This window comes from Anoxybacillus dikiliensis (assembly GCF_050613275.1).
GTDB lineage: Bacteria > Bacillota > Bacilli > Bacillales > Anoxybacillaceae > Anoxybacillus.
Genome location: NZ_CP187112.1, coordinates 2,615,389 through 2,629,389, shown reverse-complemented (window position 1 = coordinate 2,629,389; position 14,001 = coordinate 2,615,389). Strand labels below are relative to the sequence as shown.

Annotated in this window: 16 protein-coding genes; all 16 read left to right on the top strand. The window is 37.3% G+C overall.

Going from position 1 to position 14,001, the window contains the following annotated elements; genetic code table 11:
- Nucleotide 1: 1 nt before the first annotated feature.
- The gene (locus tag ACPF7I_RS13690) at nt 2-826 is read left to right on the top strand and encodes a flagellar hook-basal body protein (protein ID WP_430746024.1); all 825 of its coding nucleotides are present in this window, start codon (nt 2-4) and stop codon (nt 824-826) included.
- A 12-nt stretch (nt 827-838) separates the two neighbouring features.
- Nucleotides 839-1,054: a DNA-directed RNA polymerase subunit beta gene (locus tag ACPF7I_RS13685; protein ID WP_430745689.1), complete on the top strand. Its 216-nt coding sequence runs from the start codon at nt 839-841 to the stop codon at nt 1,052-1,054.
- Between the two features lie 86 nt (nt 1,055-1,140).
- Nucleotides 1,141-1,572, top strand: coding sequence for a 3-hydroxyacyl-ACP dehydratase FabZ (fabZ, locus tag ACPF7I_RS13680; RefSeq protein WP_430745690.1), 432 nt, complete (start codon nt 1,141-1,143; stop codon nt 1,570-1,572).
- Between the two features lie 66 nt (nt 1,573-1,638).
- Nucleotides 1,639-1,869: a hypothetical protein gene (locus ACPF7I_RS13675; RefSeq protein WP_003396952.1), complete on the top strand. Its 231-nt coding sequence runs from the start codon at nt 1,639-1,641 to the stop codon at nt 1,867-1,869.
- A 139-nt stretch (nt 1,870-2,008) separates the two neighbouring features.
- Nucleotides 2,009-2,407 (top strand): hypothetical protein, encoded by a 399-nt coding sequence (locus ACPF7I_RS13670; protein ID WP_430745692.1) that lies wholly within the window; start codon nt 2,009-2,011, stop codon nt 2,405-2,407.
- A 304-nt stretch (nt 2,408-2,711) separates the two neighbouring features.
- Nucleotides 2,712-3,452, top strand: a complete 741-nt coding sequence (locus tag ACPF7I_RS13665) for a YveK family protein (protein WP_430745693.1) — start codon at nt 2,712-2,714, stop codon at nt 3,450-3,452.
- A 28-nt stretch (nt 3,453-3,480) separates the two neighbouring features.
- Nucleotides 3,481-4,143, top strand: a complete 663-nt coding sequence (locus ACPF7I_RS13660; RefSeq protein WP_430746025.1) for a CpsD/CapB family tyrosine-protein kinase — start codon at nt 3,481-3,483, stop codon at nt 4,141-4,143.
- 134 nt (nt 4,144-4,277) lie between these two features.
- Nucleotides 4,278-5,042 (top strand): tyrosine-protein phosphatase, encoded by a 765-nt coding sequence (locus ACPF7I_RS13655; protein ID WP_430745694.1) that lies wholly within the window; start codon nt 4,278-4,280, stop codon nt 5,040-5,042.
- Between the two features lie 316 nt (nt 5,043-5,358).
- Entirely contained in the window at nt 5,359-6,144 is a 786-nt protein-coding gene (locus tag ACPF7I_RS13650) for a hypothetical protein (RefSeq protein ID WP_430745696.1), read from the top strand.
- Nucleotides 6,145-6,238: 94 nt separating this feature from the next.
- Entirely contained in the window at nt 6,239-7,120 is an 882-nt protein-coding gene (gene galU / locus ACPF7I_RS13645; RefSeq protein ID WP_430745698.1) for a UTP--glucose-1-phosphate uridylyltransferase GalU, read from the top strand.
- A gap of 51 nt (nt 7,121-7,171) precedes the next feature.
- Complete coding sequence (locus ACPF7I_RS13640; RefSeq protein ID WP_430746026.1) at nt 7,172-7,825, top strand: sugar transferase; 654 nt, start codon at nt 7,172-7,174, stop codon at nt 7,823-7,825.
- Nucleotides 7,826-7,844: 19 nt separating this feature from the next.
- Entirely contained in the window at nt 7,845-9,107 is a 1,263-nt protein-coding gene (gene wecC / locus ACPF7I_RS13635; RefSeq protein WP_431019048.1) for a UDP-N-acetyl-D-mannosamine dehydrogenase, read from the top strand.
- Between the two features lie 8 nt (nt 9,108-9,115).
- Nucleotides 9,116-11,089, top strand: a complete 1,974-nt coding sequence (locus ACPF7I_RS13630) for an alginate lyase family protein (RefSeq protein WP_430745700.1) — start codon at nt 9,116-9,118, stop codon at nt 11,087-11,089.
- A gap of 21 nt (nt 11,090-11,110) precedes the next feature.
- Nucleotides 11,111-12,196 carry a glycosyltransferase family 4 protein gene (locus ACPF7I_RS13625; RefSeq protein ID WP_430745701.1) on the top strand — a complete coding sequence of 362 codons (1,086 nt, stop codon included), beginning with the start codon at nt 11,111-11,113 and terminating at the stop codon, nt 12,194-12,196.
- A 57-nt stretch (nt 12,197-12,253) separates the two neighbouring features.
- Nucleotides 12,254-13,378, top strand: a complete 1,125-nt coding sequence (locus ACPF7I_RS13620; RefSeq protein ID WP_430745703.1) for a hypothetical protein — start codon at nt 12,254-12,256, stop codon at nt 13,376-13,378.
- A complete protein-coding gene (locus tag ACPF7I_RS13615) occupies nt 13,375-13,992 on the top strand; it encodes a hypothetical protein (RefSeq protein ID WP_430745705.1) in 618 nt (205 codons plus the stop codon). Before ACPF7I_RS13620 ends, ACPF7I_RS13615 begins: the two co-directional genes overlap by 4 nt.
- The last annotated feature ends 9 nt before the right edge of the window (nt 13,993-14,001 follow it).

The window sequence follows — 14,001 nt, the reverse complement described above, 5'->3', positions numbered from 1 at the left end:
GATGCTTCGGTCAATGATTACTGCTGCCAACACAATGAACCAACTTCACCAACAACTCGATACGATTAGCCATAATATCGCAAACGTCAATACAACGGGATTTAAAAAGCGCGATGCCATCTTTGGAGAATTGCTTGCTCAACAGTTTGCGAACTTACCAAAAACAGATGAGGCATCGCGCCTCACCCCGGCAGGTATCCGTCTCGGCGTCGGGGCGAAAATAGCGTCTACGTATATGCAAATGAAACAAGGTTCGATCGTAAAAACCGATCGCCCGTTAGACCTCGCTTTAACGAAAGAAGGGCAATTTTTCCGCATCGCTGTCGATGGCGACATTCAATATACGCGCGACGGTGCGTTTTACCTTAGTCCGTCGGGGAACAATCCAGATGAACTGATGCTTGTGACGGCAGATGGCTATGCCGTCGTAGATGAAAATAACGAACCGATTACGGTGCGGGAAGGATTTAAAGATATTCAAGTGACGCAAAACGGCACGATGCAATTTATTGCGCCAAACGGAAACATCATGCAAACGGTAAACATCGGTGTTTCATACGTGACGCGCCCGCAGCTTATGCAAGCGCTCGGCGACAACCGATTTGCCTTTCCGGCAGATGTCAATCGTGAGGACGCGGCCATGAATTTATTAGGCAACAACCGTAATGATATCTCATTACAACAATATGCCCTAGAACAATCAAACGTTGAATTGGCGACAGAAATGAGCGAACTCATCATGACCCAGCGTTCGTATCAACTCAACGCCCGCGCCATCACATTATCCGATCAAATGATGGGGCTCATTAACGGCATTCGTTCATAGAGAGGGAAGACGATGGAAGAAAAACAAACGGAACAGCGTTCACTTCGCCGCCCGCGCCGCCGTCTCATTCCGATTTGGCTTCGTTTACTCCTTGTTCTTTGCTTCATTACGATGAGCGCATTGGCGGGGGCGATGGTTGGCTACGGCGTGCTTGGCGGGGGAAATCCATTTGATGCACTAAAGCCATCGACGTGGCAACATATGATCGATTTAATCGAAAAACAATAGTGGACAGACCACTTCAAAACGTGATACATTGAAAACAAACGACGGAAGGGAGATCCTTCCGTTTTTTTATAAAGGAGGAATAACATATGCTTGATATTCAACACATTCAACAAATCATTCCGCACCGTTATCCGTTTTTGCTCGTTGACCGCATTCTTGAAGTGGAAGAAGGAAAGCGCGCCGTCGGCATAAAAAACGTGAGCGCAAACGAACAATTTTTCGTCGGCCATTTCCCTAACTATCCGGTTATGCCTGGCGTACTAATCGTTGAGGCACTCGCGCAAGTCGGGGCAGTCGCGATGTTAATGAAAGAGGAAAACCGCGGACGTCTTGCTTTCTTCACAGGAATTGACAACTGTCGATTTAAAAAGCAAGTGAAACCAGGCGATCAACTTCGTTTAGAAGTCGAAATGATTCGCTTTAAAGGCGCCATCGGGAAAGGAAAAGGTATCGCCACAGTCGACGGCGAGCTCGTGTGCGAAACAGAAATCATGTTTGCTTTAGGTGAGAAAAAATAATGCATATGTTCCTTTTTTCTGGGCATGTTATAAGTGATTACATATGCCTAAGAAAGGAGATATGCAATGAAAAAACTATGGCTACTTAAGCTTATTAGCGCGCTCATCGCCGTCATGGTCGTTACAGGCTGCAATAACGATGATACAGACAACGATATGAACAACCAAGAAGAAATGCAGCCAGGCGAAGACACAAACGAAGGTGTCGGCGACGATGAAAACGATGCTGTGCCAGATGAAGAAGACGCTGTCGAAGATGCAGAAGATATGAATGACGCAGACAATACGGATGAATAAACGTAAGAGGCTTCCTCTTGCGTTTTTTTATTCCCTCCTTTCCTATAATACGTAACAAAGTTATAAAACAACTTTGTCAACATTCTTTTTTTATGGTACATTAACGGTTGACGATAATGATATGGAGGGTTTTTTATATATGTTGAAACAGCTTTCTCATCGCTTGAAAATGAACATCACGCTATCGATTAAAAAAGTGTTCGAAAGATATATGGCGACGATTGATTGGGATGAAACGAAATACGATGCGGCAGCGTTGATGGAACAGTGGCGTCATTATTTATACAATGAAGCGACATGGTTTGTAGAATTAGACGATAAGATGAAAACAAACCCGCAATTTCATGAACAGCTTGCTGACCGCATTAACGAAATTATCAACCAACTCGTCAATGAACCTCCAACAGACGACCAAATCGCAGAAATTAACCGTCTCGTTGAACGGCTCGGCATCGACGATTTCCCTTACGGCTGTAAGTTAGAAGCAAAATATCATATCGAACGCCTGCAACATGAATTAAAAAAAAAGAAAAGCTAACGAGACGTGCGACCATCAAACAACGGAAACTCGCAGAAATTTTATATTATCAAGCATATGACGAGCCGTTGCCAAATCGTGAGTATACGGTGCAAGAAATGAACGATATGATCAATGAAGCGAAGCGAGTATTAGGACAAGAAAGTGAAGATAGCGAAATGATTCATTAAACCGGCAGAAGAAGAAACTGCTGGTTTTTTTGTTTGTAAATTTTTTTACAAAAAAGGGTAGAGAATTATAGATTGTCCATTTATAATGAAATTAGTCGAATGTTTGTCGAAAAATGAGTGTTTAGGAGGACTTTATGGAAGAGACGATCAGCTTACGAGAACTATTTCAGACGTTGCGAAAACGCATGTGGCTTATTGTTGCGATTACGGTGATTGCTACGATGACAAGTGGCATCGTCAGCTATTTTGTGTTAACACCGATTTATCAAGCATCAACACAACTGCTCGTCAACCAAGCGAAAAACGAACAACCGATTTACAACATTAGCGAAATTCAAACGAACTTGCAGCTTATTAATACGTATAACGTCATTATGAAAAGCCCAGCCATTTTAGATGTGGTGAAGACAGAACTAGATTTAAATATGCCGATTGAAGAGTTAAATAAAAAAATTAACGTCACAAGCGAAAAAGATTCACAAGTTGTTAACGTCACAGTGGAAGATGCTGATCCGTATATGGCGGCCGATATCGCCAACACGGTAGCTAGCGTATTTCAACGTGAGATTGTGAAAATTATGAACGTCGATAACGTCAACATTTTAGCGAAAGCGGAAGTGAAAGAACAACCTGTTCCAGTCAAACCAAAGCCGCTATTAAACATGGCGATCGCTTTCGTCGTTGGCATGATGACAGGTGTCGGTTTAGCGTTCTTGCTTGAATATTTAGACAACACGATAAAAAATGAACAAGATGTAGAAAAATTGCTGCAGTTGCCGGTGCTAGGTTCGGTGACGACAATTGATGAAGAGGGAAATGATGCTCACGTATTGCGAGCAAAAAAACAAATGCGGGGTGAGACGGTTGGTTCTTAAAAAGAAAAAACAGACGTTCGCACGTACGATGCGCTCACTAATTACAAAAACGAATCCAAAGTCACCAATTTCTGAACAATACCGGACGATTCGCACGAACATTTTATTTTCTGTCGTCGATCGCCCTCTTCGCTCGCTGATGGTTACTTCCTCTGCTCCGGCAGAGGGGAAATCGACAACTGTTGCGAACTTAGCTGTCGTGTTTGCGCAACAAGGGAAAAAAGTGTTATTAGTCGATGCCGATTTGCGAAAACCGACCGTGCACTATACGTTCCGTAAAGACAATCATGTCGGAGTAACGAACGTATTAACGAAACAAGCACCTTTTCAAACGGCTGTCAAAGAGACAGATGTGGACAATTTATTTGTTTTAACGAGCGGCCCTATTCCGCCAAATCCAGCCGAATTGCTCGGTTCTTCTGCGATGGAAGAACTACTAGCAGAAGCGTATAAGCAATTTGACCTCGTTTTATTTGATACTCCGCCTGTACTTGCGGTGACGGATGCGCAAATTTTAGCGAACCAATGCGATGGAACGATTCTTGTCGTCCATAGCGGAAAGACAGAAATTGAAGCTGCACAAAAGGCGAAAGAACTACTCATTAATGCAAAAGGAAAGCTGCTCGGTGTCGTGCTGAATCAAAAGAAGCAAAAAGAAAGTAGCTATTACTATTACTACGGTAACAAGTAGACAAAATTCGACAAAAAATGCCTGTTGATTGATACTTTTTCCCTATGTTACTATAAATTATGTGAAATACAATTGTCGAAAAATATGAAAAGGGCGATGTTTTTGTCGATATAACAGGTAGAGGGGGTTTTGTGATGATTGATATTCATAGTCATATTTTACCGTCTGTCGATGACGGGGCGAAAACGCTCGATGAGGCAATCGAAATGGCGAAAGCAGCGGTTGCGGAGGGAATTACGACAATCATCGCAACTCCTCATCACCGCAATGGAGCGTTTGAAAACGATAAATCGTCCATTATCGACCGTGTTTCCGCGTTGAATGAGGTGTTACAACAAAAAAACATCCCCTTGAGCATTTTGCCGGGACAAGAAGTGCGCATTTATGGGGAATGGCTAGATGGTTACCGAGAAGGTGAGATTTTACCTCTTGCGGAAACAAAATACGTTTTAATCGAGCTGCCAAGCAATCACGTTCCACGTTACACCGAGCAGTTGTTGTTCGATATTCAGCTGCAAGGTCTCGTCCCTATTATCGCCCATCCTGAGCGAAATAGCGAGCTGATCGAACATCCGACGAAGCTATATGACCTTGTGAAAAAAGGAGCATTGACACAGCTGACTGCAGGAAGTATTGCTGGTAAGTTCGGTAAAAAAATCAAGAATTTTTCCTTACAAATCATCGAAGCGAACTTAGCTCATTTAATCGCATCGGATGCGCACAATACAACTTCGCGGGCATTCCATATGCGCGAAGCGTACGATGTCATTCAAAAACAGTTCGGCTCGCAAGCAGTATATGTTTTCCGCGAAAACGCCGAACTGCTTGTTGCAAACGAGACGTTGTATAAAGATGCGCCAGAGCGAATGAAGAAGAAAAAGTTTTTAGGTATTTTCTAAGTTTTATATATTTCCAATACGTGGTATAGATTAGTTATGCCTTGCTGGTTTCGCACGTTTGTCGATATCAGCTTTCTTTTTTCGATGGACACCGAATGACGGTTGTCTACATGTTTCGGTGATGTCTCCTTACCGTTATCAACGGAGGCACTCGGCCGTGCTGTGGGTGGGGACGATGACGGTCTTGCCACCTTAGACGCTTGTCGTCGATGGTGCGGTGTGAGGACGGGTTAGATGCCCAATGCTAACCTTGTTTTTTGTTTATGTCTCTTTTTTGCCGTGTTATAATGAGAGAAACGGTAGAGGAGGGATACGAATGAGCCAAGAATTAAAAGCTTTGCTTCGCTCTGTGTTAAAAGAAGAACTGCAACCGATTCATGAACAATTGGAGCGTGTTGAACAAACACAACAAGAGTTGCAACGTGGTCAAAAAGTATTAGAAGCGAGTGTTGCTCAAATTCAGCAAGAAGTAGCAGAGCTACAAGTAGGTCAGCGAGCATTAGAGAGCACAGTTACCCAAATTCAACAGGATGTAGCACAGTTGCAAGCAGGTCAGCAAGCATTACAACAAGACGTCGCACAACTGCAAGCAGGTCAACAAGCATTACAACAGGACGTCGCACAGTTACAAGCAGGCCAACAAGCGTTACAACAGGACGTCGCACAGTTACAAGCAGGTCAGCAGGCATTACAACAAGACGTTGCACAGTTACAAGCAGGCCAACGAGCATTGCAACAAGATGTAGCACAGTTGCAAGCAGGTCAGCAAGCGTTGCAACGGGATGTAGTACAATTGCAAGCAGGTCAGCAAGCGTTGCAACGGGATGTGGCTCAACTTCAAATCGGTCAGCAAAAATTAGAACATGAGATGGGCGAAATGAAACAGTCACTTGGAAATATGGAACAGACACAGGAGAAGATTCTCGAAGAGTTACGCATATCAAAAAACAACCAAGCATTAGTGCTAAATGATTTGACAAGCATAAAAAAATCAATGGATGTGACGGTTGCTTATTTGCAACGTAGATCCGACGTAATGTTTGATAAAATGATCGAACATGAAAAAGAAATTTTAAATTTAAAAACACGTCTACCAAACTAACTCCCAATGGGAGCTATTTTTTTGTACATCGACGTATATGTTGTGCATATATAACATGTACGTGGGTGTACAGTTTAGGAAGTGAGGGATCTATGTGAAAAAAGTACGAAAAGCGATCATTCCAGCTGCTGGCCTCGGCACACGATTTTTACCAGCGACAAAAGCGATGCCGAAAGAAATGCTTCCAATCGTGGACAAACCGACGATTCAATACATCGTCGAAGAAGCGATTGAATCAGGCATTGAAGACATCATTATCGTCACAGGAAAAGGAAAACGCGCGATCGAAGACCATTTCGATCATGCATTCGAACTAGAACAAGCATTATTAAAAAGCAATAAACATGACTTGCTAGAAAAAGTGAAAGAACCATCAAAGGTCGATATTCATTACATTCGCCAAAAGGAGCCAAAAGGATTAGGTCATGCGGTATGGTGTGCCCGCAAATTTATCGGCGACGAACCGTTTGCGGTGTTGCTTGGTGACGACATCGTTCAAGCTGATACCCCTTGTTTAAAACAGCTGATGAACGAATTTGAACAAACGCATAGCTCGATCATCGGCGTCAAACAAGTTGCTGATGACGAAACGCATCGATACGGCATTATCGATCCACTTGATAAAAAAGGACGACGCTATCAAGTGAAACAATTCGTCGAAAAGCCAGCGCCAGGCACTGCACCATCGAACTTAGCCATCATGGGTCGGTACATACTCACGCCAGAGATTTTTCTTTTCCTTGACAAACAAGAAACCGGTGCGGGCGGGGAAATTCAACTGACCGATGCGATTCAAAAGCTAAACGAAATTCAACGCGTCTTCGCTTATGAGTTTGAAGGCAAGCGGTATGATGTCGGGGAGAAGCTTGGGTTTATTCAGACGACGATTGAGTTTGCGATGCAAGATGAAGAGTTGAAACAACAGCTTATTCCGTTTATGGAGAAGATATTGCAAGAAGCGAAAGTGAAGGAATAAAAGGTTAAAGGGGGATGAAGGAAGTTGGCGCAATCAGGCAATGTTGCTAGTATACAAGCCCAACAAAGATATACGCAACAAGTGATTGTTAACGATAGAAAAAGCTATTTAATTGCTAAACGAACAATGGATATTGTCGGAGCCATGATCGGATTGATTTTGTTATCTTGGCTCTTTCTTATTGTCGCTGTTCTCATAAAGCTAGAAGACCCAAAAGGTCCAGTGTTTTTTAAACAAATACGAGTTGGAAAAGACGGAAAACAGTTTTATATGTACAAATTTCGCTCGATGGTGACCGATGCGGAAGAGAGATTGAAAGAATTACTGAAGTATAACGAAGTGTCCGGTGCCATGTTTAAAATGAAAAACGACCCACGCGTCACGAAAATAGGAAAATTTATTCGTAAGACAAGCATTGACGAGCTTCCGCAATTATGGAATGTATTAAAAGGGGACATGAGCCTAGTGGGTCCACGTCCACCCCTGCCGAGGGAAGTAGCGCAGTATACGGAGTATGATAAACAGCGATTGCTTGTGACACCGGGGTGTACAGGGTTGTGGCAGGTGAGCGGGAGAAGTAATGTTGGGTTTGAGAAAATGGTGGAGTTGGATTTGGAGTATATTCGTGAACGCTCTTTTTTATACGATTTAAGGATCATACTTAAAACCATCAAAATAATCATTAAACCGAATAGTGCTTATTAAGAAAAGAGGAATGTATAAAATGAAAAAAGTTTGTGTGATTGGTTTGGGATATATTGGATTACCGACAGCGACTGTGTTAGCGAACAACGGATTTGAAGTTCATGGAGTTGATATTAACGAGAAAACAGTTGAATTAATCAATAATGGGCGAGTGCATATTTATGAACCTGATTTAGATAAAATGGTTAAAAAAGGGGTAGAGAGCGGGTATTTAAAAGCGTCTATTGTACCTGGAAAGGCAGATGTTTTTATTATTGCTGTTCCGACACCGCTTAAAGAAAAGCATAATCCTGATTTGACTTATGTAGAACAAGCAGCAAGATCCATTTCCCATTACTTAGAACCAGGAAATATTGTTATTTTGGAATCGACAAGTCCTGTTGGAACAACAGAGAAAGTGGCAGAATGGATTTTAGAAGAGAGAGAAGATTTGAGTATTGATGAAAATCATGGGAACCGTATATTTGTTTCTCATTGTCCAGAGCGAGTTCTACCAGGAAAAATTTTAAAAGAGTTAATTGAGAATGATCGTATTATTGGTGGCATTAATGAGGAATCGACGAAAAGAACAGTTGAGTTTTATAAGAATTTTGTAAAAGGGAAAATATTAGAAACGAACGCGAGAACGGCAGAGCTATCTAAATTAGCAGAGAATGCGTTTCGTGATGTAAATATAGCATTTGCCAATGAACTGTCTATGATTTGTGATGAACTAGGCATTAATGTGTGGGAGTTAATTAATTTAGCAAATCATCATCCACGTGTAAATATTTTGCAGCCAGGCCCTGGAGTAGGCGGACACTGCATAGCGGTCGACCCTTGGTTTATCGTGGATGCAGCTCCTGAAACAGCAAAACTTATTCGAACAGCTCGTATGGTAAATGACTCTAAGCCTGATTTTGTTATTGAAAAGATCAAAGAAGCAACGAAGAGTTTGCAAAACCCAACAATCGCGTGCCTAGGTTTAGCGTTTAAAGCAAACGTTGATGATTTGCGAGAAAGCCCAGCGGTGAAAATTGTAAAAGAATTATCTGCTATTTATGATCAAACTATATATGTAGCTGAGCCACATATTGAGGAGCTTCCAAAAGATTTACTAGAATCAAATGTCCAACTTGTAAAAACAGAGGATGCGATTGAGAAAGCTGATGTAGTTGTCTTATTAGTGGATCATGATTATTTTAAAGTAATAGATAAGAAAGCACTATCCAATAAAATTGTTATTGATACGCGTGGGGTGCTCCCGATAACAAGTAACACAGAAGTATCGATGACAATTTAGGAGGAAATATGGAAGAGATAACGCGAAAGATACAAAATTTAAGAAAAATGCCAATCGATAAAGCTTTAAAGAAAATTGTGATTAAATTATATGAACTACTTTATTATAAAATAAGAAAAGAAATAATTAAACTTAAGCCAATTGATATAGATAATAAATATTTTATTAATTTCAAACCCAACTGTAATTTTTTCTTTAATACTACAGATAAACAATTATTGGTAGAGAAAATTAAACAGTTAAACATTGAAAAACAAATTATTAACGATGCTGATAAAATCTGTTCCCATATATTTAACCTATTGGGTTCAGGCGATATATATCTTGGAAAACAGTTGCCTTGGAATATGGACTTTAAAACAAACTTCGTTTGGGAAAATAAGTTTTATAAAGATATTAAAATCATAGACTTATCAAACAATGCAGATGTTAAAGTTCCTTGGGAATTATCTCGTTTTCAGCATCTTTTTACATTAGGTAAAGCTTACTGGTTAACTAACGATGAAAAATATGTTATAGAGTTTAGAGATGAAATAGAAGATTGGATAGAAAAAAATCCAGTTGAGATGTCAGTCAATTGGACTTGTACAATGGATGTTGCAATCAGGGCTGTTAATTGGATTGCAGCTTATTTCTTTTTTAAAGACTCTCCGTCAATCGATAAGAATTTTTGGATTCAATTTCATAAGTCCCTATACTTGCATGGTCGATTTATTATCAAAAACTTAGAAAATAAAGGACCACATACCGGCAACCATTACTTATCCAATATTGTTGGATTAGTTTGGCTTGGGCTTTACTTCGGTTCATTTATTGTTAATGATCGAAATAAGAACAACAATCCTAAAAAGTGGCTTGACTATGGGCTTAATGAATTGGAAAAAGAAATGTTTGTTCAAAATAATCCGGATGGTACAAACTATGAAGCCTCTACTTCTTATCATCGGTTAGTAACAGAGTTATTTTTAAAGACTACGGTGCTATGTAATAAGAACAATATTCATTTCACTAGGGATTACATGGCTAGATTGGAAAAAATGTGTGAATTTATTATGAATATCACTAAGCCAAACGGATTAGCTCCTATTATTGGTGACGCTGATGATGGTAGGCTATTGATCTTATCTAATTACAGCACATGGGTAAGAAATGATTTTCGCCACTTACTAGGTATAGCGGGGGAGTTATTTGATCGAGATGATTTTCGGTATTATGGAAGAGACTATATTGAGGATACGCTATGGGTTTACCAAAACTATAAAAGTAATGTAGAAAAACCTGAACCATTAACATCTATTGCTTATAGAGACGGAGGATATTATATTTTAAGAAACGATCGAGTCTATTGTTGTATTAGATGCGGAGAACTCTCATTTAGGGGAGATGGGGTTCACAGTCATAATGATCAGTTAAGTTTTGAACTCAACGTAGACGGGGAGGATTTCGTTATTGATCCCGGCTCGTATGTCTATACTGCTGACTACAAAATGAGAAACCTTTTTCGTAGTACAGAAATGCACAATACGGTGCAAATAGAGAATTTTGAACAAAATAATTTTGAAGAATATAACTTGTTTTATATGAAGGAACAAACATATGCTAAAAACCATGGATTTAACACGAACTTTTTTGAGGGAACGCATATAGGATTTAAAGAAAAGTGCAATATTATTCATAAACGAATCGTATTATTAGAGGAAAATACTGTTTTAATAAAGGATCAGTTAATTGGGGACACAAATAAAAGTGCTCAAATCACATTAATCTTATCTCCAGATGTAGTGATCAAACTAGAGGAAAGCAAAAATAAAGTTGTACTTGAAAAAGGAAGTATATGTATTAAGTTTGATTATATACGAGCTCTCAAAATAGATAATTGTTGGGTTTCGAATTCATATGGTTATAAGCAATCTAGCAAAAAGATAACCATACCTTTTGACAAGGAACTTTCAATTAAAATGACTATTGGAAATAAAAGATAAAATGAATTGGATGGAGAGTTTATGGTAAAAAAAATAGCTTTATTTGGAACTTATCCTCCTCCTTACGGTGGCCGATCAATTCATATCAAAAGATTGGCAAAGAATCTAGTAGATCAAAATGTTGAAGTTCATATATATTCAAATACAGGAGTTTTAAAGAAAAGAGAAGGTCTTAAATTACGCAAAACAAAAAGCATATTATTTTATATTTTAAAAGAAAAATATGATATTTTACATTTTCACGATAGAAATTTTAAATTAATTACTATACTTGTCTTTCTATCGAAAATCCTTAAATATAAAACAATTTTAACTTATCATAGCTTTAGAGACGATCCACAGTCTTATAATCTTATAGAAAAGTTACTTTTTAAATATTGTATTAAACGAATTGACCAATTTATATGTGTAGGTCCAAATGAAAAAGAAAAACTAAGTAAATATGTTGATAGAACAAAAATAGAGGTTGTTCATAGTTATATTCATCCATATGAAGATGAGGCCGAATATGATAGGCTACCCCAAAATGTAAAAGTTTTTATTGAAAAAAGCGATTTTTTAATTGTAGCGAATGGAAATATAAGGTTTTATAATAATGAAGATTTATATGGTTTTGATTTATTAATAGATTTAATGAATATATTGATTAATCAAAAATGTTATAGAGTACAGTTATTACTAGCGGTTTTAGGGGTAAATGAGCAATCAGAGAAGGAAAAGAAATATTATCATCAATTAAAAGACAATGTTAATAAGTACAGATTAGAAGAAAATATTTTTTTTTATGAGGTAGAGAATACAGAACTTTTTCCTATTTTAAAAAAAGCACAATTATTTATTAGGCCGACAAACACTGATAGTTATGGAATTTCAATAGCAGAAGCAATATTCGCTAATATTCCAGCAGTTGCGAGCGACGTTTGTGAAAGACCTGAGGGAACGTTATTATTCTCGTCTAGAGATCTTTTAGATTTAACTAAAAAAACAATAGAGGTTATTGATAGATACGAATATCACCAAGAAATAGTAAAAAAAATTCACCAAGAAGATTATTTTTGGAGAGTGCTAGAAATTTATAAAAAAAATGTATCAAAGAAGGCAATGTAATAAGTGTTAAAAATTAGATATACGAATATAAAATTGTTAAAGTAAAGGAGAGAGTTGATGTATAATATAGAAATCTGCGACTCACTAGAAAAGTTAGAAAAAAGGGAAAAAGAGTGGTTGGAGTTAGAGTTAAAGAGCAATAATATAAACATTAATACAAATTATTATTGGATAAAAAGTTATTTAGAAGTATTTCTTAATCGGGAAGATGAAGCGTTTGGATATGAAAAAAAACCTCTTATTTTGTTTTTATACAAGAATGGATTATTGAAAGCTATAGCTCCATTTATTGTTGTAGTTAGAAAGAAGTATGGACTTAAATTTAAGTTTATAGAATTTATAGGACAACAATGGGCTGGCACTCTAATAGACATTATCGGTTATGACTTACAAAAAGAAGATTTTAATCAAATATTTAATTACTTATATTCAAATTATAAATTTGACTTAATTCATCTCAAATATATTCCAGAATATACTCGAACAATAGATATTAATAGTCGCAATTCAGCAATTTTATCGGGATGTCCTTTTATAGAGCTTTCGGAATATCAAAATTTTGAAGATTATTATTCAAAGATTTACTCAAAAGGGACTAAACAAAATATTCGCACAGCCCACAACAATATAAAAAAAATGAATTACGAGTACCATTCAATCAAATATCAACCTAGTGATAAATTTTTGCAAGAAATAATTAATATATCAAAAACAAAATTAAATGACTCGAAACATAGTATATATTTAGATAAGGATAAAAAATTATTTGTGGAGAAATTATTATCTTATTATGATAACGATGTAATATTTTGTGAATTAAATAACAAAAAAGTGGCTTATCGCTTGAATTTTTATTATAGAAACAATAAATATTGCTTTGATGCATCATATGACAGAAATACACCAAAGAAGTTAAGAGTTGGAAATTTATCATTACATGAAAGTGTTAAGGATAGTTTTTCTAAACAATTGGGAATATATACAGAAGGCATAGGTCTTGATGAATACAAACTAGCATTTATGAAGAGAGTACTAAGAGTATACTCTTACACTGTCAAAGGAAATACAATTGCAGCTTTTTTACTCGAAAAGAAGTTTCTTAAAAATCAAAAGAAAATTCAAGAAGAGGTTCTTCAGCATTTAGATAAATTTAAAATATCAAATTTTTGGGGAGCGAAATGAGATTAATAAAAATATTAAGGAAACATGGCTTTTTTGCGTCTGTTGGATTGTTTTTTAAAAGATTTATAACAATCACTTATGGCTATAAGTTAATTTTAGAGCATTCTTTGCCCAATATTAATTACTACAAAAGCTTTAGTCTGTGTAGAATGACTATAGAGGATCTAGAGTTAATTTATAGATTATATCCGGAAGAAATTAGTTCGAAAAAATATCAAATATTGAAGAAAAGAATAATAGACATAAATAAAAAAGAAGTAATACCATATGTTGTAAAAGATGCTGATAATAATATTTATGGATATTATCATCTCTCTTTTACTAATACATTCGATAGTACTATTAATACATTTGTGCAGGTGGATAAAAATTCTGCATATTTATTTGACGATTATACATTTCGGCAATTTAGAGGAATGGGGTCACATAGCTATTCTATACTTTCAAGATTAGAGCAAGCTAGAGAATTAGGGTATAAAAATGCAATAGTAAACATTTTAAAAGGAAATAAATTCTCAGAAAAAAGCTATAGCAAATTCGGGTTTAAGAGATATGTTCAATATATTTATGTACACATGGGGCCACTAAAAAAGACTTTTACAATTAGATGGTGATAATAAATA

Excerpts from the sequence above, each read along its gene's own strand:
- ACPF7I_RS13690 (WP_430746024.1), top strand. The coding sequence starts at position 2 with ATGCTTCGGTCAATGATTACTGCTGCCAACACAATGAACCAACTTCAC.
- ACPF7I_RS13685 (WP_430745689.1), top strand. The coding sequence starts at position 839 with ATGGAAGAAAAACAAACGGAACAGCGTTCACTTCGCCGCCCGCGCCGC.
- fabZ (WP_430745690.1), top strand. The coding sequence starts at position 1,141 with ATGCTTGATATTCAACACATTCAACAAATCATTCCGCACCGTTATCCG.
- ACPF7I_RS13675 (WP_003396952.1), top strand. The coding sequence starts at position 1,639 with ATGAAAAAACTATGGCTACTTAAGCTTATTAGCGCGCTCATCGCCGTC.
- ACPF7I_RS13670 (WP_430745692.1), top strand. The coding sequence starts at position 2,009 with ATGTTGAAACAGCTTTCTCATCGCTTGAAAATGAACATCACGCTATCG.
- ACPF7I_RS13665 (WP_430745693.1), top strand. The coding sequence starts at position 2,712 with ATGGAAGAGACGATCAGCTTACGAGAACTATTTCAGACGTTGCGAAAA.
- ACPF7I_RS13660 (WP_430746025.1), top strand. The coding sequence starts at position 3,481 with ATGCGCTCACTAATTACAAAAACGAATCCAAAGTCACCAATTTCTGAA.
- ACPF7I_RS13655 (WP_430745694.1), top strand. The coding sequence starts at position 4,278 with ATGATTGATATTCATAGTCATATTTTACCGTCTGTCGATGACGGGGCG.
- ACPF7I_RS13650 (WP_430745696.1), top strand. The coding sequence starts at position 5,359 with ATGAGCCAAGAATTAAAAGCTTTGCTTCGCTCTGTGTTAAAAGAAGAA.
- wecC (WP_431019048.1), top strand. The coding sequence starts at position 7,845 with ATGAAAAAAGTTTGTGTGATTGGTTTGGGATATATTGGATTACCGACA.
- ACPF7I_RS13630 (WP_430745700.1), top strand. The coding sequence starts at position 9,116 with ATGGAAGAGATAACGCGAAAGATACAAAATTTAAGAAAAATGCCAATC.
- ACPF7I_RS13625 (WP_430745701.1), top strand. The coding sequence starts at position 11,111 with ATGGTAAAAAAAATAGCTTTATTTGGAACTTATCCTCCTCCTTACGGT.
- ACPF7I_RS13620 (WP_430745703.1), top strand. The coding sequence starts at position 12,254 with ATGTATAATATAGAAATCTGCGACTCACTAGAAAAGTTAGAAAAAAGG.
- ACPF7I_RS13615 (WP_430745705.1), top strand. The coding sequence starts at position 13,375 with ATGAGATTAATAAAAATATTAAGGAAACATGGCTTTTTTGCGTCTGTT.